Here is a 21,063-nt window from a genome sequence, read left to right as displayed (position 1 = left end):
TATGGTTAGCAGGCTATGCATAAAAGGGTTAAAACTTTATGATTAAGGCTCCACTATTCTAAGGTTTCGTCTCCGGGATGCCCCTCCGCGCCGGAACAATACAATAAGTTCTATTTTTAAGGAACGTTTGTGGCTGACAAACCAGCATTTAAGGCCTTTGGCCACGCTTCGCGAACGGCTTTGTTTATCAGTAAATATATTATAGCAATTTTATAATACCCTGTGCAAAATTCATCCCACACCTATGCTACGCATATTTGTGTGGGGCTTCTTTTGCCGGACAGCTAAAAGTAGCTGGTAAAGGGGACCCGAAGAGGGAGCAATTAGTCCTAGAGCTAGCTAAACAAGCTGGTGGTATAGAAAATGCTTTTGCTGCTGCCTTTGGTCCTAAAGCTGGAGAATTTTTCGGGGATGTAAGGCATTACAATAGTTTCAGCCGCCGCCGCTTCTTGAAAAATTTAGCAGTAGGTGCTGCATTAGTTACCCTAGCCAACTGTACCCCTAAACAGCAAACTCAGGATTTAAAGACAGGGGAGAATGAACCACCACCCAATGTAGACAGTCTAGAAAAAACAGACCTAAAAATTGGATTTATCCCGATCACATGTGCCACTCCAATTATTATGTCTGAACCTTTAGGGTTCTACTCCAAGTATGGTTTTAATGCCAAAGTAGTAAAAATGCCTAGCTGGGGTGCGGTTAGGGATTCTGCGATCGCAGGAGAACTGGATGCGTATCATATGCTAGCCCCCATGCCTATTGCCATGACGTTGGGTTTAGGTTCCGCCACCTTTGGAGTTAAACTAGCCAGCATCGAGAACATTAACGGTCAAGCCATTACTGTAGCTAACAAATACAAAGGTAAAATTAATGGTCCCGCCGATTTCAAAGGCTTCACCATTGGTGTCCCTTTTCCTTACTCCATGCACAACCTCTTAATTCGTTACTACTTGGCAACTGGCGGAGTTGATCCTGATAAAGATGTAAAAATTCGCCCTGTTCCCCCACCAGATAGTATTGCTCAGTTGGTGGCAGGGGACATTGATGCTTACTTGATGCCCGATCCCTTTAACCAAAGGGCTGTCTATGAAGAGGCTGGATTTATCCACAAACTTACCAAGGAGTTATGGGAAGGACACCCTTGTTGTGCCTTTGCCGCAAGTGATGCTTGGATTGAGGAAAACCCCAACACTTTCCGCTCCCTCAATAAAGCAATTATCGAAGCTGCAGGTTATGCCCGTAACCCAGCCAATCGTCCAGAAATTGCCAAAGCCATCTCCGAAAGAGCCTTTTTGAACCAGCCTGTGGAAGTGGTGGAAGCTGTACTAACAGGTAACTTTGACGATGGTAAAGGTAACACCAAAGCTGTACCAGACAGAATTGATTTTGATCCCTATCCTTGGCAGAGCTTTGCCAATTGGATTTCTTCTCAGTTAGTGCGTTGGGATTTGCAAGGAGATGGAAAAGTCAAATCAGCAATCACCTCGGAAAAGTATGATGAAGTGGGTAAAGAAATTTTCCTCACAGATTTAGCTAGGGAATTGGCTAAGGAAGTGGGACAAACTCCACCTACAGAAATTTACCGTACAGAAACCTTGGAATTTGACACCTTTGATCCAGCTAAACCCCAAGAGTATGTGGATGAACAAATCAAAAAATACGGTTTTTAAAGGATAACTAAATTCCCTGAAGTCTACTTCACCAATATCTTTGCAGATAAAAGCAATTACAACATGACATCAATACCCAAAAACGTAACTCACAAAAAACAACAAAGCACAATCTTTGAAAATGAAAACTTCAGAGCTCTGTTGCTATTTATCGTTTCCCTAGGCATATTTTTACTGTTTTGGGAATTAGGGGCAAAGATGAAGATTTTTGCTAAGGGTATGCCCACTGCTTCCCTAACTATTAAGGAATTATGGTATTGGGTAACCCATCCATTTTATGACAATGGACCTAATGATTTGGGTATTGGTTGGAATTTGTTAATTAGCCTGCGGAGAGTAGCCATTGGCTACACGTTAGCGTCAATCATTGCTGTGCCTTTGGGAATATTGGTAGGTATTTCCAAAATTGCCTTTAAAGCCTTTAATCCCTACTTCCAGCTTCTTAAACCGGTTTCTCCCCTGGCTTGGTTACCTTTGGGGCTTTATATATTCCGAAACTCAGAGATGACAGGGATTTTCATTATTACCATTGCTAGTATTTGGCCAACCCTAACTAACACAGCGTTTGGTGTGGCCAATGTTAACCCAGATTACCTGGATGTTTCTAAAATTCTGGGCGCTTCTAAATGGCGCACGATTTTTAAGGTGATTATTCCCGCTGCCCTACCTAACATCATCTCTGGTTTGAGAATTAGTATGGGGATTTCTTGGTTGGTGATTGTGGCAGCAGAAATGCTATTGGGTACGGGTTTAGGTTACTTCATTTGGAATGAGTGGAATAACCTTTACATACCCAATATTCTGGTGGCCATTTTTATTATTGGGATTGTGGGTATTGTCCTTGATCAAATATTTGCCTATTTTGAAAAACTGGTTTCTTTCGGTAAAAACTCCTCATGAATAATTATTATGAGTACTTCTTTTTCTTCCAAGGGCCGTAAGGTCATTATGGACAATGACAGTGACGCTCAAATTTCATTACGTCATATTTCAAAAACTTTCTTTGGTAAACGTGGTTGGTTTGATAAAATTACAGGGCAATCTTCTGCGGACTTTGTAGCTATCGAAGATATCAATTTAGATATTGAGCACAACACGTTTGTGTCGATCATTGGCCCGTCGGGTTGTGGTAAGTCTACCTTGCTGAATATTATCGCGGGTTTGAGTTCCGCCACTAGTGGCGAAGTGATTATCAATGGGCAACTTGTGACTCAACCAGGACCTGACCGGGGTATGGTCTTTCAAAACTATGCCCTTATGCCTTGGATGACTGTGGAAGGTAATATTAGGTTTGCGGTGGAAACTGTCTATCCTAAAATGTCTGCGAGGGAGCAAAAACGGGTTATTAAGGAAAATATCCAACTAGTGGGTTTAACCGGAGCAGAGAACAAACATCCTCACGAACTATCTGGGGGTATGCGACAACGAGTAGGTATTGCCAGAGCTTTGGCTATTAATCCCCAAATTTTGTTAATGGATGAACCGTTTGGTGCGTTAGATGCTCTGACTAGGGGCTTTTTGCAGGATGAAATCGAACGCATTTGGGAGCAGCAGCGTAAAACTGCCATTATGATTACCCATAGCATTGATGAAGCCCTCCTGTTATCCGATCGGATTGTGATGATGACCAAAGGCCCTGCGGCGCGGATTGATGAGGTGCTTGAAGTGCCTTTCCCCCGTCCACGCGATCGCACTACGGTTGAGCATCATCCTGCCTATATGGAACTGAAACAGGAAATGGAAAACCATCTATATCGGGAAACTAGAGCGGTAGAAGAAGCGAGAATTCACTAACTAGGGTTTGCTGAAAAAGTATTTTGGTATTGGTAGGAGTCAGGAGTTAGGAGTCAGGAGTTAGGAGAAATGGGAATTATATAGGAGGTAGTCGGAAGACAAGTCCGATGATTTTTCTGCTCTTGTCTGCCCAAAAGGCTAAGTTATTGAGCTTTTTCGACCGAAAAGCTGGGACTTTTAGAGACCCAAAAAGGCGAAAACCTTTATCTGTCAATGCTTTGATAGTTAATCAGCAAGCCCTAACTAAAAATCCTCCGTTGCTGAATCAAAGAATGAATAGCGGTAGAGTGGGCATCCTGCCCGCCCGAAAATAAGGAGGAAACTGGCAAGATGCCAGTTCTACACAAGATGCCAGTTCCACGCCTGATGCCCATTCCACGGCAAGATGCCTATTCTACCTCACTCTTAAAATCATTCCATTATTAAGCAACGCCAAAAATCCTCCGTTAGTGTAAAATACCAAAGATCGAAAATCAGGAGACATCAATTATTATGGCAATTGCAGAAATTACTAAACAGTTGTTAGCCGCAAAAAAAGAAAAAGGACTCACCTTTGAAGATTTGGAAAAAGTTGTAGGTAGGGATGAAACTTGGGTGGCTTCTGTAATCTATCGTCAAGCTAGCGCAGATATGGAGGAAGCCACCAAACTAGTCACCGCTTTGGGTTTACCAGAATCCGTAGCTGAAGAATTAACTGTGCCACCTCTCAAGGGTTCCCTAGACCCTCAAATTCCCACCGATCCCCTAATTTACCGCTTTTACGAAATTATGCAAGTGTATGGTATGCCGATCAAAGCGGTGGTCCATGAGAAGTTTGGGGATGGGATTATGAGTGCTATTGATTTTTCCATAGAAGTAGAGAAAGTAGAAGACCCGAAAGGCGATCGCGTACAAATCATTATGTGTGGTAAATTCCTACCCTACAAAAAGTGGTAGCTTAGGATGATTAATGCTGTCGGGGTAAACGTAAATTATCCAGGTGCATTTCAATGCATGGTGTTTGACCCGGTGGTGCGTTACGGGCCGGGCTCTCTCAACCGATGTCAAGAGAGGGAAAATCAAGGGGAGCCCGCCCCTAACGCACCCTACGCTACTAATCTTAATGTGTAGTGCTATACCAGGGAATCAGTGTCCACTAAATCCAAAACCACGAACACACTAAAACAGTTAGATAAACGGCTATTGTCTGAGTACATCACAGCCTTAGTTTGGTCAAACCAAGGTAATTATCTAGCTATTGTTACTGCTGCAGGAGAACTGGCGTTATGGCAACAGGGTAATTTGGAAATTTTGACAGCCAGCAATGACTATACCCTAGACTGTGTGGGCTTTTCCCAAGATGGCAATTATCTAGCCACTGCTGGACAGAAAGGCAAGGTTAGTATCTGGCAATTGGGGGTCAATTCCCCCAAGTTTACGCTAAATACAACCCTGGATCAGGGCAACGCTTGGATTGACTCCCTAGCTTGGCATCCCCAAAAAAATCTATTAGCCTTTGCGGTCAATCGCCAGGTTAAGGTTTGGGATGTTGACCTAGGGCAACTAATGGCAGAGTTAAACTTTGCAGACTCATCAGTTTTCAATATAGCTTGGCATCCCCAGGGTAAATTCCTTGCTGCTAGTGGCCATGGTAGTGTTAAAGTCTGGAACATTGAAAACTGGTCAGACCCACCAGAAACCCTTGAACTCCCTGGATCTAGTCTAGACTGTGCTTGGTCATCCCATGGTGACTATCTTGCTTCAGGCAATCTAGACCGCACTATTTCTGTACTTGACTGGGGTAATCGTTCCCACTGGTTAATCCAGGGATTTCCCGGCAAAGTCAGTAAAGTTGTTTGGTCCAATACTTCTGATCCAGTTTTAGCTTCGTCTTGTCAAGATGCGGTAATTGTGTGGCAGTTTAACAACGAAATCAAAAACTGGCAAAATCTTGTGTTACAACATGATCAAGCTATACAAGCAATTACCTTTGCCCCCAATTCATCCCTACTAGTTTCCGCTAGTAATGATGGTGGTATTCAACGATGGTCAAGGGCTAAAAAGCTTACCAAAATACTTAGCGGAAAAATCAAATTTTCTTGTTTAGCTTGGAACCCTACTGGAGACTATTTAGCTGCCGGAGGGCAAAATGGTGAAGTAATAATTTGGCAAAATTCTATTTCCAGTGGGGGATTTGGTAGGGTGCGTTAGGGACGGGCGATCGCTTATTTTATCGGTAGCAAGTGTTAGGACAGCCCGTCCCGTAACGCACCACCCGATCAAACTAAGATTATCAACTAAATTTAGTTCTAGCACTTTCCAGCCTAATGAGGCACACATATTTTTTTCCCTCTTGCCGTCTTGATGCAGTCGCTCATGGGGGAAACCCCCAAGACCGCGCTGCATCGCTCTTGCCTCTTGCCTTTTGCCTCTTATCTGTTCCCTGTTCCCTGTTCCCTGTTCCCTAAAACCCTAAAAAATGTACCTCACCTAATTAAAACCGCTATAATAATAATGAACTTATTTAAAACCTCTAAGTCTAAAACTAATTTAGCTAAAATTAGGGAAATCAAAAACTGGGTTTATCAGCACTTGGCTATAGATCCGGAAATACCTATTTCTGTCACTCAGTTACAATGCCATGAACCAGATTGTCCTCCCTTAGAAACCGTCATTGCCATCATGACAACACCTCCGCAACAATACAAGATTCATCAATCTATAGAAGAAATTCAGGAACTAGACATCCAAAAACTTTAGACAACTCATTCATTATACTAGTCATGGTTGCAACTACTGTAAATAACGCTATTCCCGTCACTGTTTTAACTGGCTATTTAGGAGCCGGAAAAACTACGTTACTAAACCATATATTGACCTACGAGCATGGAAAAAAGGTAGCGGTAATTGTTAATGAGTTTGGGGAAGTTGGTATTGACAATAAGTTAGTTATCGATGCCGATGAAGAAATCTTTGAAATGAACAACGGTTGTATTTGCTGTACCGTGCGGGGAGATTTAATTAGAATCATCGGTAACTTAATGCGGAGACGGGATAAGTTTGACCATTTAGTGATTGAAACCACTGGGCTGGCTGATCCTGCTCCCGTAATTCAAACGTTTTTTGTGGATGAAGAGATTCAAACCCAGTTAGACCTTGATGCCGTGGTAACGGTAGTTGATGCTAAGCATATTTTAGAGCACTGGGATAGTGATGAAGCCCAGGAACAAATTGCTTTCGCTAATGTGATTTTGCTCAATAAAATTGATTTAGTAGACCCTCAACAACTGGAGGAATTAGAGCAAAAAATCAAAGCCATGAATGGTTTAGTCAAAATTTATCGTACCCAAAACTCAGAAGTAGAGATGGATTCAGTGTTAGGGGTGCGGGCTTTTGACCTTAAACAAGCTCTAGACATTGACCCGGACTTATTAGGAGAAGATGCTCATGAACATGATGAATCCGTTTTTTCCTTTGCCATTGTGGAACCACGAGCAGTAGATTTGGAAAAATTAAACACCTGGCTAAGGGAATTATTACAGAGCCAAGGGCAAAATATTTTCAGAATGAAAGGTATCCTTAATGTGATGGGACAAGACAATCGATTTGTTTTCCAGGGAGTACATATGATTTTTGAGGGTCGTCCCGACCGTGCTTGGAAACCAGAAGAAACCAGAACAAATGAGTTAGTCTTTATTGGTCGCAATCTTGATGAAAACCAATTTCGTCAAGATTTCCAAGCCTGTCTTGTTTAGAGTTTTTTATAGCAATTATTATACTCATGAGGTATATTCCTCTGGGCTTTAGGGAGCAGGGAGTAGGGAGCAGGGAGCAGGAACTTCTGAGCAGCAAAGTATACAGGATTTTTTCCGTATATAGGGGATATCATAGCTATGAAGTACACAAGATTTTTTCACTCTTGCCTCTTGCCTATTGCCTCTTGCCTATTGCCTCTTGCCTCTTACCTACTCCCTACTCCCTACTCCCTACTCCCTGTTCCCTGTTCCCTGTTCCCTGTTCCCTAAAAGCCTATAATTTGTACCTAACCAAATTTAAAACCGCTATCTATCTATGGAAACTAAACCACCCCTACCTCCTTTTACCTTAGAAAGTGCAACCGCTAAGGTGCAAGCTGCTGAAGATGCCTGGAATACTCGCAATCCCGAGAAAGTTGCTCTAGCTTATACCATTGATTCCGAATGGCGCAATCGTGCCGAGTTTATTAGTGGTCGAGAGGAAATTATTGCGTTTCTGAAGCGCAAATGGGCAAAAGAATTAGATTATCGCCTGAGAAAACGACTTTGGAGTTTTATGGATAATCGGATATCAGTTTGCTTTGAATATGAATGGCATGATGATTCTGGGTTTTGGTATCGAGCTTATGGTAATGAAAACTGGGAATTTGCGGAAAATGGTTTAATGAAGAGACGGGAAGCTAGTATTAATGATGTACCGATTAAAGAGTCTGAAAGAAAATTTTTGTGGGAACGGTCTGTAATTTCGTGACAGCCGTAGGGTGTGTTGGGAGGTAAGCATATGCGCTACGCGCACGCGTGCGCGTTCAGCGGTCAGCTATTTAATTGTTTACGCTCCCAACTATAGAGCCTAGGCTAATGACCAATATTTTTCGATCCCTATCCTAACCGGATTTTAACTAACAGCAAATTCGGTAAATTTGCGAACATCTGGAGGATGAAAAGCTAAAACAATATCACTTTTTGGAATACCTGCTGCCACTAAATCATTAGCAATGCCGTCTTCAGTATTGTCACATTTAATCCAGATTTTATAATTAATAATTCCCACATGAATCAAACAACTATGAAGATGTTCTTGGTTATTCCATCCTTCAGAAATAATTAAATATTGGTCTGTGTCTCGGTCAAATGCTGCATGGTTACGGATGTTTACATTAGAGTAATCAATGTTAACATAAGGAGTTAAAAATTGACGAATAATTTGGCGATAGTTTTCTAATTTATCCATTTTACAATCACCTCCTCTTCAGGGTCAAAAACAATAATTTTAAGCGTGTTATCTTCTAATAAAATTTGTCCTATCTCTTTGGTAAATAAGCGGTTAAATATTGCTGATCTAATAGCTAAATAAAGAAGACGTTCTGAAAGTTGACGTTTAAGGATTTTATCGTATAATATATATTGACCTAAGGCGTTTTTAAGATCTTCTATTTCTGATGAACCAACAAAACTTTTAACTTCTACAGCAATTTTTTGTCCTTGTTTTTCAGCTACTAATAATTTTTCGGCAGCTAGGTCAATATAGATGTCTTTTTTACCTATTTTAAGGCTTAAAGGGTCATTGGTAATTGTCCATCCATCTTTTATTAGTGCATTTTTTACTGTGTCATGATAAATATCTTTGGCTGGCATTTTCAAAATTCTCAAGTGTGGGTGCGAAAATAAAAGCCTATCTTGATTATAGCGTACGCTTTTGTAGCCTGCCGTAGGCTGGGTTTCATGCTTTAACCGATGCACCAGACTGGCACACCTTAAATGTTGCTTTAGCAAAATACTAGGATCTAGTTTTAACAAGGATTTAGCTCAGCCAGTCCTAACAGAGTAAGACAAAAAAGAAACAGCCCTGCCTTGCTAAGGAGGGTTAGGGGTGATGTCTAGGAATTGAACTTCCTTAACCGAGCCTCTGAACCTCTCCCTTGAGTATTTGAATATAAACCTTGAGTATCTGAACCTTGTGGACGAGTATCTAAACCTCTCCCTTGAGTATTTGAATACCGTGGTTGAGCCTCAGAGACTCGTGGACGAGTATTTGAATATCGTGAACGAGTATTTGAGTCTCGTGGACCAGTCTCAGAGACTCGTGGACGAGTATTTGAATATCGTGGACGAGTATTTGAGTCTCGTGAACCAGTCTCAGAGACTCGTGGACGAGTATCTGGACTTCGACCGTGAGTATTTGAATACCGTGGTTGAGCCTCTGAGCCTCGTGAACGAACCTCAGAGCCTCTCCGTCGATGATTTGAATACCGTGGTTGAACCTCAGAGCCTCAACCTTGAGTATTTGAAGATAAACGTTGATGATTTGAATACCGTGGTTGAGCCTCAGAGCCTCAACCTTGAGTATTTGAAGATAAACGTTGAACCTCTGAACCTCAACGGTGAGCCTCTGAACCTCAACGGTGAGTATTTGAATACCGTTATTGAGCCTCAGAGCCTCGTGAACAAACCTCTGAACCTATTCCCGACTCCCGACTCCCGATTCCCGACTCCCGATTCCCTTTTCCCGGCATACCCATAACCTATCTTTAGCTTCAGGATGCCTAACAAAGTAATCTTCCAGCAAGTCACAACCCCTAGCTAGCAGCTCACCTAAACTTTCAACCTTCCAAATTCTAGCAGTGCCGTCCTCTGAAGCAGTGGCCAGGGTCTTTCCATCCGGGCTGAAGGCTACACTTAATACATCGAACTGATGCCCTCTGAGCACAGCTAATGGATTGCCCTGGTTGTCCCAAATTCTGGCGGTGTTGTCAAATGAAGCCGTGGCCAGCCTCTGTCCATCCGGGCTGAAGGCTACACTTGATACCCAGTTCTGATGCCCGGTGAGCACGGCTAATTGATTGCCCTGGTTGTCCCAAATTCTGGCGGTGTTGTCCGATGATGCCGTGGCCAGCCTCTGTCCATCCGGGCTGAAGGCTACACTTAATACACTGGACTGATGACCGGTGAGCACGGCGATTTGATTGCCCTGGTTGTCCCAAATTCTGGCGGTGTTGTCCCCTGAAGCCGTGGCCAGCCTCTGTCCATCCGGGCTGAAGGCTACACTTGATACCGAGTCCTGATGCCCGGTGAGCACGGCGATTTGATTGCCCTGGTTGTCCCAAATTCTGGCGGTGTTGTCAAATGAAGCCGTGGCCAGCCTCTGTCCATCCGGGCTGAAGGCTACATCCGTTACCCTGTGCTGATGGCCGGTGAGCACGGCGATTTGATTGCCCTGGTTGTCCCAAATTCTGGCGGTATTGTCCCTTGATGCCGTGGCCAGCCTCTGTCCATCCGGGCTGAAGGCTACACTATCTACCGAGTCCTGATGCCCTCTGAGCACGGCGATTTCATTGCCCTGGTTGTCCCAAATTCTGGCAGTGTTGTCATGTGATGCCGTGGCCAGCCTCTGTCCATCCGGGCTGAAGGCTACACTATATACAAAGGACTGATGCCCGGTGAGCACGGCGATTTCATTGCCCTGGTTGTCCCAAATTCTGGCGGTGTTGTCCCATGATGCCGTGGCCAGCCTCTGTCCATCCGGGCTGAAGGCTACACTATATACAAAGGACTGATGCCCGGTGAGCACGGCGATTTCATTGCCCTGGTTGTCCCAAATTCTGGCTGTGCCGTCGTATGAAGCCGTGGCCAGCGTCTTTCCATCCGGGCTGAAGGCTACACTTGATACCGAGTCCTGATGCCCGGTGAGCACGGCGATTTGATTGCCCTGGTTGTCCCAAATTCTGGCGGTATTGTCCCTTGATGCCGTGGCCAGCCTCTGTCCATCCGGGCTGAAGGCTACACTTGATACCCAGTTCTGATGCCCGGTGAGCACGGCGATTTCATTGCCCTTTTTGTCCCAAATTCTGGCGGTGTTGTTCGTTGATGCCGTGGCCAGCCTCTGTCCATCCGGGCTGAAGGCTACACTATATACATCGGAGTAATGCCCGGTGAGCACGGCGATTTCATTGCCCTGGTTGTCCCAAATTCTGGCGGTTTTGTCCGTTGATGCCGTGGCCAGCCTCTGTCCATCCGGGCTGAAGGCTACACTATTTACCCTGGACAGATGCCCTCTGAGCACGGCGATTTGATTGCCCTGGTTGTCCCAAATTCTGGCGGTGCCCTCGTTTGAAGCAGTGGCCAGCCTCTGTCCATCCGGGCTGAAGGCTACACTATTTACCCTGTGCTGATGCCCTCTGAGCACGGCGATTTCATTGCCCTGGTTGTCCCAAATTCTGGCGGTATTGTCCCTTGATGCCGTGGCCAGCCTCTGTCCATCCGGGCTGAAGGCTACACTATCTACCGAGTCCTGATGCCCGGTGAGCACGGCGATTTGATTGCCCTGTAAGTCCCAAATTCTGGCGGTATTGTCCCGTGATGCCGTGGCCAGCCTCTGTCCATCCGGGCTGAAGGCTACACTTGATACCGAGTCCTGATGCGCTGTGAGTACAGCGATTTGATTGCCCTGGTTGTCCCAAATTCTGGCGGTGCCGTCGTATGATGCCGTGGCCAGCCTCTGTCCATCCGGGCTGAAGGCTACACTATATACCAAAGACTGATGCCCGGTGAGCACAGCCCGTTCTCGGAATTGACTAATACTTTGCTGGAGGGCATATAGAGGAGTGGTAGTAGGATATTGCTCCAGGGAGCGACCATCTTTTACTATATTAAATAGCTCTTGCCCAGTCTCCATGGCGTGATACAAAAGCCTTTCCTCTCTTGTACTGGTGCCATAGTAAACATTATTATCCGGTAACTGTCGTGAAATACTAAGCCCTTGCCGTTCTAGTCGTGTGACTAGTTTTGCTTGCTGTATTTGTTGTCTAGCGTTGACACCAGCCACTATAGCAACAATTAAGGACAAACCCAGTACAATTTTCCCTATGCCTATGGTCCGCTGGGCTTGCTCTTTAGCCTTGGCTAATATCTCACTAGCCTCTTTCTCAGCCGCCAAAGCCTTTTGCACTTCTCGCTTATCTAAAACCTGACTAGCTCTCAAGAACTGGGAATCCAAATCGCTTAAGGCTTTTCCCCTCGACCATTGTTCCGCCTGGTCTAATGCTTTCCCCCGCAACAATCGAGACTCATCCTTACACCCAGAATCAACCCAAGCGCTAAACGTCTCAGAGTAGGGGCGCAGTCTAGCTAATTCTGTATTAACCCAATCGGAATTGAAAACTTCCCCATAAATCCGGTTGTTAACCTCCAAACAGCCATCCCGCTCAACCACCAGCCCCGATAGCCTTAATTCTGTCTGTTCTTCACTCCCATCAGCAGCTAGACTACCGTAATCCAACACGTGCTGATACAAACCCAACAGCATACCAGCCCGTTGCTCATTTCTGAGAATGCGATCGCGTATAGTCTTCAAATGCTCCTGTTCATCCTGGGCTTCCCAATTGTCAATGATCTGCCTACGCAGGATCTGGTCTAGGGAAAGACTATTGCCCGATTCCCAAGTCTGGACTACCAAACGACACAACCGCTGAGTCAGAAACGGTTGTCCCCCCGTCCAGTTTACTATTTCACCTAACACCTGTTCAGGATTATTAACTTTACCTTCCAAGCCCGGAACCAAAGGCGCTTTGGCCTCCTGAAAGGTAAACCCAGTCAACCGAATATCCTGACCAACATTAAACGGGGTGCGCTGTTTATCCTGAATTAAATCTGCTGCAGTTGCCACCCCCAGCAAACAAAACCTTAGACGATTGTAAGCTGGATTTTCGGCTCTTTGATTGTAACAAGCTCTAATGAAGGCAAAGAAATCATCTTTAAATTTAACTTTAATAATACTATCAATTTCATCCAGAAAAATAACAATATTTTGACTTATTTCGTTTAGGATAACCGACTCAATAAACTCATCTAACCACTGCACTGGTGAGAATATTTCACGCTCTTTTAACCAAGGGATTACCTTGATTTTTCCCTTTAATTCAAAACTCTTGACCAGACTTCTAATCAAACTGCCATACCACTGCTGGTAGGTGACTTCATTGCCAATCCTGGTAACATCAATAGAGGCACAAGCTACTCCCGCCTTTGTTAGCTTTTCCATGGTTCGTACCCGCAAACTGGACTTACCCATTTGTCGGGAATTCAGCACATAACAAAATTCCCCAGCCATCAATGCCTGATAAAGCTCGTGATCCGCTTGTCGAGTCACATAAGTGGGTTCATCTTGAGGTAAGCTACCTCCTACTTTGTAGACTGTTGATTGTTGATTGGTCATTACAGCGGTTTGCAATTCGGTGAGGTACAAATTTCTGGGTTTTAGGGAGCAGGGAGTAGGGAGTAGGGAGCAGTGATAAGAGTGTACCAAGTGTGGGAAGTCTGGGAAGTCTGGGAAGTCTGGCGAGATAGGATAGAGAACAAGTAGTTTTCAATAATTAGGTATAGTTAAAGATAGTTTTGCTCATTGTTATCGTACTTATTGCTATGTTGATAATAATGATATTACCCCTACTCCCTACTCCCTACTCCCTACTCCCTACTCCCTACTCCCTGCTCCCTACTCCCTACTCCCTATTCCCTAAAATGCGATCGCTAAAATACTGACGATACAAATTACATCTCAAACTACAATCATTCCCATGGTGCTCAACCAGTCCAATACTTTCCAACTTGCGAGTGATAGTAGCATCCAGGCGCACCGGTTTGGGTGTACTAACTAATTGTTTAACAGCGTCCAGCAATTGGGGATGCTCTTGAATATTAGTTAAGAGTGAGTATAGATGAGTGCGATAAATTCCGGCTTCTGTGGGGGCATTAGCCAAAAGTGTATCCAGGGTTTTCTCGGCTACTTGGTGATTCTTGAGATAATCAAACGCTTGGGATAATAAATCAGGATGTCCCCCCACCATTGCCATCAGTTTCGTTACTGAATCAACAGACAAATTCAATCCATAACCCTGGGCAAATCTCTTAACCTGATCAGAATCAAACTCTAGTAACTCTATCGGTAATCCCACATTAAACGGCGACTTATTGATATCTAAATTAATGTAAAATTCCGTGGCATGAGCCACCACCAACCGCAGTTTTTTCCAACTATCGTCAAACTTGCCACTCTCATGCCAACTACGGAGCAAGGGCAGAAACCCTTCAGCAATCTCTTGATGGTGAAACACTCGATCAAGGTCATCCAAGCATAATAGTAACGGACTTTCTAAAGAGTCTAACAAATACTCTTCAAAGTAGGCCGTGCAGTTGTCTACACTGGTAAATAAACTATTATTCCAATAGGTCTGCAACTGATTGCGCAATTCCAGTTTTTTCTCAACTTTCCCACAAAACGACTTTAAAAATATATCTAAATTAGTTAAATCTAGCCCATCCATATTTAAATAAATCTTTTCATAACCCTGTTTTTCACCATGGGCGATAATCTTTTGGATCAGTAAGGTTTTGCCCATCCGTTTCGGTGCTTTAATCCGAATTAACGCTCCCAGTTTGACAATTTCTTGATAACAACGAGCTTCAATGGGTGGGCGCTCAATATATATCTCTTGATTATCTCTAGTTGGAGACGATGGTAACTCGTACTTTTTTAAAACTTTATCAGCCACCAACTCCGGCTTATAGGTATTAACGATTTCAACTAATTCATCACGACGCTTACAACCGTTAGCTTCAATACCCAAGTCTTGATATATATTAGAAATATGCCTTCTTACAGTATTTTTATTATCGACACCTAGCACTTTGTCTTTGATTTCTCTATCTGTCTTGCCACTCAGAAACGCCTCCAACACTTGTCGCCTTTTCGGAGGCATGTTCCTATATTTGTCTTCGAAGGCTTCTTTACTCATCATAAGCGATCGCTGCTTGTGCCGTAGGTATTCCTATGGTTAGTATAGACTATTATTTAGTAGTTGAGTAAGATTGATACAATAATTTCACGAAGTTTTTTTGAGCAACGAAAAAATAATCACCGAAATTTTATTGGAGTTTCACTAATGTGAAATACGATGAACTAACGTGAATTTTTTTACACACTCCACACACTTCCCTACTGCTCCCTGCTCCCTTACATACAAAAAAAATTGGTCAAGTTTTGGTTAACCAATTCTTGACCGATTTATATTATATAAGCCATTACAAGTATTGCTTAAGTCAGCAACTGATCCAAAAAAACAACATCCTAACTCAGTAAACTAACCTCCACAAAACAAATTTCACTTATGGTCGCCAGGGGGTCAAACCCTGGCAAATTACTATCCTAGTCTACGTAGAAATAGCGAATCAAAAAAGTCATCACCTCATCAGGCTTCCCCGTAGGCTCGGGAGTGCTCCACTCGTTGGGATAGGCGTATTTAAGGCCATAAAGGGCAAGAATTGTCTTCCAAACTTTTTCAGGAGAACCGATCAAGATCAGCTTGACTTGCTTAGGTTTGCGACCAGGGTTTTCTGGGGTGTTGTTGTCATCGGAGTTAGGTGGAATGTTCTTGGTCATGAATCGTGATTCCTGTAAATAGCTTATAGTATTAATATATTTATAAATTAATCCTTTGTCAAGGAATTTAGAAATTTTTTTTATTACAAAATATGGAGAATTTTTGGGAGTAAAATAAATCGTAGGGTGGGCAGTGCTTCCTAGAAAGTTTAAAGCTTGTAGTCAGTTAAATCGGCACTGCCCACCAACAGAAAATCCCTTGTAAAATAGAGTAAAATTAATCCTATGGTGGGCAGTAATCATACCTTATCCAAAGCTTACCATCGGGATTCTACTTACTGCCCACCCTACATCAACTACTCTGCCCACCAACAGAAAATCCCTTGTAAAATAGAAGAAAATTAATCGTAAGTTAAAATAAATCGTAGGGTGGGCAGTGCTTCCTAGTAATTTCCAAGCTTGTAGTCACTTAAATCGGCACTGCCCACCAACATAAAACTAATTGTAAAATAGAGTAAAATTAATCCTATGGTGGGCAGTAATCATACCAATCCCAAAGCTTACCATCGGGATTCTACTTACTGCCCACCCTACATCAACTACTCTGCCCACCAACAGAAAATCCCTTGTAAAATAGAAGAAAATTAATCGTAAGTTAAAAGAAATCGTAGGGTGGGCAGTGCTTCCTAGGATTTTTCAAGATTGTAGTCAGTTAGATCGGCACTGCCCACCAACAGAAAATTAATTGTAAAATGAATCGTAAGGTGGGCAGTAATCATACCAATCCTAAACCTTACCATCGGGATTATACTTACTGCCCACCCTACATCAACTTACTGCCCACAAACATAAAATTCCTTGTAAAATAGAAGAAAATTAATCGTAAGTTAAAATAAATCGTAGGGTGGGCAGTGCTTCCTAGTAATTTCCAAGCTTGTAGTCACTTAAATCGGCACTGCCCACCAACAGAAAATCCCTTGTAAAATAGAGTAAAATTAATCCTAGGGTGGGCAGTAATCATACCAATTCCAAAGCTTACCATCGGGATTCTACTTACTGCCCACCCTACATCAACTACTCTGCCCACCAACAGAAAATCCCTTGTAAAATAGAAGAAAATTAATCGTAAGTTAAAAGAAATCGTAGGGTGGGCAGTGCTTCCTAGTAATTTCCAAGCTTGTAGTCACTTAAATCGGCACTGCCCACCAACAGAAAACTAATTGTAAAATGAATCGTAAGGTGGGCAGTAATCATACCAATCCCAAAGCTTACCATCGGGATTCTACTTACTGCCCACCCTACATCAACTACTCTGCCCACCAACAATAAATTCATTGTAAAATAGATAAAATGAATCCTATGGTGGGCAGTAATCATACCTTATCCAAAGCTTACCATCGGGATTCTACTTACTGCCCACCCTACATCAACTACTCTTTATACCTAAGCCAATTGAAAACTGCTGTAATGAAACAAACCCACTATCTAACCACCACTGTTCAACAAGGCAACCGTCTTGAGATTTCCCTTCCAAATTTACCGGTAGGACAAACCATAGAAGTTATTTTAATCGTACCTGAAACCGCACAAAATCATTCAATCGAACGGCAAGCTTTTCAACAACTTCCCTTAGAAGAACGTCGTCGCATTTTAGCCCAACAAGCAGAAGCTATGAAAGAGTATTATCAAGAAAATCAAGAATGGAAAGATTGGATAAATTTTGATAACGAGTAAATCGATGACTATCAATCCTAAACGGGGTGAAATCTGGCTGATTAACTTAGATCCAACCATTGGCGCAGAGATCAAAAAAACTCGACCGGCAGTTGTCGTCAGTTCAGATTATATTGGAAGACTTCCTCTTAAATTAGTTGTGCCAATTACCAACTGGCAATCCTCTTTTACTGGTAGTCTTTGGCATATTTACCTAACACCCACTTCAGACAATGGATTAACCAAACTATCATCGGCTGACACCTTACAGCTAAGAAGCGTCGATCTCCGAAGATTTATTCGTAAATTAGGATCTTTATCAACCTCAGACTTACAAGAAGTGATCAAGGCAATTGCGATTATAATTGAAATTGAAAGCGAACCCTGAGATTTACCCCTCGATCAATATTTTCAAAAATTTTGATGAGCCAGTGAAACAATAATCACGATATTTTATTCGAGATTCACCAATAGTAACAACCGTGAATAAGGTGAACTTTGACCTCACAAATTAAAGATTAGTAATTTATTGAGCCTATAGTTGGGTATAAGCACATTGCTCAAGACTCAATCAATTATGTCTCACCCAAACAAAGAATCTGATCCAGAAAGCATCTACTTGAACGAGCGCATTCGTCAAGCCAAGCTTTCCTTTAACTTGCTTGTGTACGCTACAGTAATAAGCGGGATTGTGGGTCTAATCGGCGCAGGGTTATTAATGTCCAACAAGTTATCGAAGGGAGCTGTTACTACGGGCTTGGGATTAGCATCGAATATTGCTTTTGTTAAGCTTGCTAAGGATGCTAATGACCGGCTAGACGAAGCGATTAGAGAGGCAGAAGAGGAAGATGAGGATATATAGGATTTCTCAAAATATTAAGTAGTTTGGGACTAGTGCAAGATCTAATTATTGCCTCTTGGCTCTTGGCTCTTGCCTATTCCTGGCATACCCATAACTTCTCTTTAGCCTCAGGATACCTAACAAAGTAATCTTCCAGCAATTCACAGCCCCGACGCAGGAGCTCACCTAAACTTTCAACTTTCCAAATTCTGGCAGTGCGGTCCCGTGAAGCAGTGGCAAGCTTCTGTCCGCAAGGGCTGAATTCTACACTTGTTACCGAGTTCTGATGCCCTGTGAACAGGGCTAATTCATTTCCCTGTAAGTCCCAAATTCTGGCAGTGCCGTCGGATGAAGCAGTAGCCAGCCTCTGTCTGCCAGGGCTGAAGGCTACACTTATGACCCAGCCGTGATTCCCTGTGAGCAAGGCTAATTGATTTCCCTGTAAGTCCCAAATTCTGGCAGTGCCGTCTTTTGAAGCAGTGGCAAGCTTAAGTCCACAAGGGCTGAATGCTACACTAATGACCCAGTCCTGATGCCCTAGCACGGCTAATTGATTGCCCTGTAAGTCCCAAATTCTGACAGTTTTGTCAAATGAAGCAGTGGCAAGCTTCTGTCGAGAAGGGCTGAATGCTACACTTGTGACCCATTCCTGATGCCCTGTGAGCACGGCTAATTGATTGCCCTGTAAGTCCCAAACTCTGGCAGTTTTGTCAAATGAAGCAGTGGCAAGCTTAAGTCCACAAGGGCTGAATTCTACACTTAATACCGAGTCCTGATGCCCTGTGAGCAAGGCTAATTGATTTCCCTGTAAGTCCCAAATTCTGGCAGTGCCGTCTTTTGAAGCAGTGGCAAGCTTAAGTCCACAAGGGCTGAATGCTACACTTGTTACCGAGTCCTGATGCCCTGTGAGCAAGGCTAATTGATTTCCCTGTAAGTCCCAAATTCTGGCAGTGCCGTCTTTTGAAGCAGTGGCAAGCTTAAGTCCACAAGGGCTGAATTCTACACTTGTTACCGAGTCCTGATGCCCTGTGAGCAAGGCTAATTCATTTCCCTGTAAGTCGCAAATTATGGCAGTTTTGTCTTGTGAAGCAGTGGCCAGCCTCTTTCGATAAGGGCTGAAGGCTACACTATATACCAAGTCCTGATGCACTTTGAGTTTACCCCGTTCTCGGAATTTACTAATACTCTGCTGGAGGGCATATAGAGGACTAGTAGCAGGATAGTGATCCAGGGGGCGACCATCTTTAACGATATTAAATAGTGAGTGCCCAGTCTCTACTGCCTCATACAAAAGCTTTTCCTCTTCTATACTGGTGCCGTAGTAAACATTATCCTGTAACTGTCGTAAAATACTAAGCCCTTGCCGTTCTAGTCGCGTGCCTAATTTGGCTTCTGCAAGTTGCTGTCTTGCATCAGTTAGCAACGCTTCTGCTTCCTGTTTGGCCTTGGCTAATATTTCACTAGCCTCTTTCTGAGCCGCCAAAGCCTTTCGCAATTCTCGGTTTTGTAAATCCTGGCTAGCATCTAAAAACTCACGATCCAAATCGCTCAAGCTTTTACCCCTAGCCCAATCCCGAGCCTCCTGTAATGCTTTCCCCCGCAACAATCGAGAGTCATCTGTACCCCCAGAATCAACCCAAGCGGTAAACGCCTCACAGTAGGGGCGCAGTCTGGCCAATTCTTTCTTGACCCAATCAGGTCCGAAAACCTCACCATAAATCCGGTTGTTAACCTCCAAACAGCCATGGCGCTGAACCACCAGCCCCGATAGCCTTAATTCCGTCTGTTGATCACTACCATCAGCAGCTATACAACCCTGATCCAAAACTTGCTGATACAAACTGAGTAAGCTACCAGTCCGTTGCTCATTTCTGAGGATGCGTTCGCGTAGCGGCTCTGAAAGAGCATCGCGTATGGTCTTCAAATGCTCTGGTTGATCCTGGGTTTCCCAATTTTCTATGATCTGCCTACGCACCACCTGTGCCACGGAAAGACTATTTCCCAATTCCCAGGTCTCGACCACCAAACGACACACCCGCTGGGTCAGAAACGGTTGTCCCCCCGTCCAGTGTACTATCTCACCTAACACCTGTTCAGGATTATCCACCTGGCCTACCAAACCGGGAACCAAAGGCGGTTTCGCCTCCTCAAAGGTAAACCCAGTCAACTGAATATCCCGACCAATATTAAACGGGGTGCGCTGTTTATCCTGAATCAAATCTGCGGGAGTTGCCACCCCCAGCAAACAAAAAGTCAGACGACTGTAGGCTGGATTTTCGGCTCTTTTATTGTAACAAGCCCTAATTAACGCAAAGAAATCATCTTTAAACTTAACTTTAATAAGACTGTCAATTTCATCAATAAAAATCACAATCTTTCCCGGAATACTGGTTAACACTATCTGCTCAATAAACTTACTTAAGCACAAGACGGGGGAGAGTTGATCACGCTCGTCTAACCAACGTTGATCATCAAATTTTCCTGATAGCTCTAAATCATCGAACAGTAAAGTCATCAAACTTTTATACCACATCGACACGGGGATTTGTTCTTTCCCAATCACTGTAAGATCGATAGAAGCGCAAGCAAATCCCTCTTCTTTTAAGCGTTTTATCGTTCGTACCCGCAAACTGGACTTACCCATCTGTCGGGAATTCAGCACATAACAAAACTCCCCAGCCATCAATGCTTGATAAAGCTCGTGATCAGCTTGTCGCGTCACATAAGTAGGTTCATCTTGAGGTAAACTACCTCCAACTTTGTAGACTATTGATTGTTGATTGGTCATGGTTGAATAGGGAACAGGGAACAGCGGATCTGGGAACAGTGTGGGGAGATGGGGAGATGGGGAGATGGGGAGATGGGGAGATGGGGAGATGGGGAGAGGGGGAGATGGGGAGATGGGGGGATGGGGAGATGGGGAGATGGGGAGATGGA

Annotated in this window: 20 protein-coding genes; 13 read left to right on the top strand and 7 right to left on the bottom strand. The window is 43.7% G+C overall.

The window, feature by feature from the left end:
* The first annotated feature begins 257 nt into the window (after positions 1–257).
* From F6J99_RS22090 to F6J99_RS22060, 7 genes are all read left to right on the top strand, one after another.
* A complete protein-coding gene (locus F6J99_RS22090) occupies positions 258–1,670 on the top strand; it encodes an ABC transporter substrate-binding protein (protein WP_293115357.1) in 1,413 nt (470 codons plus the stop codon).
* Between the two features lie 63 nt (positions 1,671–1,733).
* Positions 1,734–2,570 carry a nitrate ABC transporter permease gene (gene ntrB, locus F6J99_RS22085; RefSeq protein ID WP_293115355.1) on the top strand — a complete coding sequence of 279 codons (837 nt, stop codon included), beginning with the start codon at positions 1,734–1,736 and terminating at the stop codon, positions 2,568–2,570.
* A 9-nt stretch (positions 2,571–2,579) separates the two neighbouring features.
* On the top strand, positions 2,580–3,464 hold the full coding sequence (locus F6J99_RS22080; protein WP_293115353.1) for an ABC transporter ATP-binding protein: 885 nt from the start codon (positions 2,580–2,582) through the stop codon (positions 3,462–3,464).
* Positions 3,465–3,956: 492 nt separating this feature from the next.
* Positions 3,957–4,400, top strand: coding sequence for a cyanase (cynS, locus tag F6J99_RS22075; RefSeq protein ID WP_070391212.1), 444 nt, complete (start codon positions 3,957–3,959; stop codon positions 4,398–4,400).
* A gap of 192 nt (positions 4,401–4,592) precedes the next feature.
* A complete protein-coding gene (locus F6J99_RS22070; protein ID WP_293115351.1) occupies positions 4,593–5,654 on the top strand; it encodes a hypothetical protein in 1,062 nt (353 codons plus the stop codon).
* A 165-nt stretch (positions 5,655–5,819) separates the two neighbouring features.
* On the top strand, positions 5,820–6,203 hold the full coding sequence (locus tag F6J99_RS22065; protein ID WP_293115349.1) for a hypothetical protein: 384 nt from the start codon (positions 5,820–5,822) through the stop codon (positions 6,201–6,203).
* Positions 6,204–6,226: 23 nt separating this feature from the next.
* Positions 6,227–7,198, top strand: coding sequence for a GTP-binding protein (locus F6J99_RS22060; protein ID WP_293115347.1), 972 nt, complete (start codon positions 6,227–6,229; stop codon positions 7,196–7,198).
* Here F6J99_RS22060 and F6J99_RS22055 read toward each other — a convergent pair.
* Complete coding sequence (locus F6J99_RS22055; protein WP_293115345.1) at positions 7,195–7,332, bottom strand: hypothetical protein; 138 nt, start codon at positions 7,330–7,332, stop codon at positions 7,195–7,197. The two genes, F6J99_RS22060 and F6J99_RS22055, sit on opposite strands and share 4 nt — an antisense overlap.
* Before the next feature lie 51 nt (positions 7,333–7,383).
* On the opposite strand from F6J99_RS22055, the gene F6J99_RS22050 reads away from it, so the two are divergent.
* Together F6J99_RS22050 and F6J99_RS22045 are read left to right on the top strand one after the other, a co-directional pair.
* Positions 7,384–7,551 carry a hypothetical protein gene (locus F6J99_RS22050; RefSeq protein WP_293115343.1) on the top strand — a complete coding sequence of 56 codons (168 nt, stop codon included), beginning with the start codon at positions 7,384–7,386 and terminating at the stop codon, positions 7,549–7,551.
* Positions 7,515–7,949, top strand: a complete 435-nt coding sequence (locus tag F6J99_RS22045) for a nuclear transport factor 2 family protein (RefSeq protein ID WP_075905743.1) — start codon at positions 7,515–7,517, stop codon at positions 7,947–7,949. The genes F6J99_RS22050 and F6J99_RS22045 overlap by 37 nt, the downstream gene beginning before the upstream one ends.
* A 144-nt stretch (positions 7,950–8,093) precedes the next feature.
* Here the strand turns inward: F6J99_RS22045 and F6J99_RS22040 are convergent, their stop codons facing one another.
* A complete protein-coding gene (locus F6J99_RS22040) occupies positions 8,094–8,429 on the bottom strand; it encodes a XisI protein (protein WP_293115341.1) in 336 nt (111 codons plus the stop codon).
* Positions 8,417–8,833, bottom strand: coding sequence for a XisH family protein (locus tag F6J99_RS22035; protein WP_293115339.1), 417 nt, complete (start codon positions 8,831–8,833; stop codon positions 8,417–8,419). The genes F6J99_RS22040 and F6J99_RS22035 overlap by 13 nt, the downstream gene beginning before the upstream one ends.
* A gap of 292 nt (positions 8,834–9,125) precedes the next feature.
* On the opposite strand from F6J99_RS22035, the gene F6J99_RS22030 reads away from it, so the two are divergent.
* Entirely contained in the window at positions 9,126–9,719 is a 594-nt protein-coding gene (locus F6J99_RS22030) for a hypothetical protein (protein ID WP_293115337.1), read from the top strand.
* On the opposite strand, the gene F6J99_RS22025 is transcribed toward F6J99_RS22030, so the two are convergent.
* From F6J99_RS22025 to F6J99_RS22015, 3 genes are all read right to left on the bottom strand, one after another.
* Complete coding sequence (locus F6J99_RS22025) at positions 9,657–13,499, bottom strand: AAA-like domain-containing protein (protein WP_293115335.1); 3,843 nt, start codon at positions 13,497–13,499, stop codon at positions 9,657–9,659. The two genes, F6J99_RS22030 and F6J99_RS22025, sit on opposite strands and share 63 nt — an antisense overlap.
* 196 nt (positions 13,500–13,695) lie before the next feature.
* Complete coding sequence (locus F6J99_RS22020) at positions 13,696–14,991, bottom strand: AAA-like domain-containing protein (RefSeq protein ID WP_293115333.1); 1,296 nt, start codon at positions 14,989–14,991, stop codon at positions 13,696–13,698.
* Positions 14,992–15,398: 407 nt separating this feature from the next.
* Positions 15,399–15,632 (bottom strand): hypothetical protein, encoded by a 234-nt coding sequence (locus tag F6J99_RS22015; protein ID WP_293115331.1) that lies wholly within the window; start codon positions 15,630–15,632, stop codon positions 15,399–15,401.
* A gap of 1,407 nt (positions 15,633–17,039) precedes the next feature.
* On the opposite strand from F6J99_RS22015, the gene F6J99_RS22010 reads away from it, so the two are divergent.
* From F6J99_RS22010 to F6J99_RS22000, 3 genes are all read left to right on the top strand, one after another.
* Positions 17,040–17,306 carry a hypothetical protein gene (locus F6J99_RS22010; protein WP_293115329.1) on the top strand — a complete coding sequence of 89 codons (267 nt, stop codon included), beginning with the start codon at positions 17,040–17,042 and terminating at the stop codon, positions 17,304–17,306.
* A 4-nt stretch (positions 17,307–17,310) separates the two neighbouring features.
* Positions 17,311–17,673 carry a type II toxin-antitoxin system PemK/MazF family toxin gene (locus tag F6J99_RS22005; RefSeq protein ID WP_293115327.1) on the top strand — a complete coding sequence of 121 codons (363 nt, stop codon included), beginning with the start codon at positions 17,311–17,313 and terminating at the stop codon, positions 17,671–17,673.
* A 189-nt stretch (positions 17,674–17,862) separates the two neighbouring features.
* Positions 17,863–18,147, top strand: a complete 285-nt coding sequence (locus F6J99_RS22000; RefSeq protein WP_293115325.1) for a hypothetical protein — start codon at positions 17,863–17,865, stop codon at positions 18,145–18,147.
* A gap of 73 nt (positions 18,148–18,220) precedes the next feature.
* Here the strand turns inward: F6J99_RS22000 and F6J99_RS21995 are convergent, their stop codons facing one another.
* Positions 18,221–20,914, bottom strand: coding sequence for an AAA-like domain-containing protein (locus tag F6J99_RS21995; RefSeq protein ID WP_293115323.1), 2,694 nt, complete (start codon positions 20,912–20,914; stop codon positions 18,221–18,223).
* Positions 20,915–21,063: the final 149 nt, after the last annotated feature.

Source organism: Moorena sp. SIO4G3, from assembly GCF_010692305.1.
Lineage (GTDB): Bacteria > Cyanobacteriota > Cyanobacteriia > Cyanobacteriales > Coleofasciculaceae > Moorena > Moorena producens_A.
Note: the sequence above shows the minus strand (reverse complement) of the source record. Positions and strands in the feature narration are given on the sequence as shown.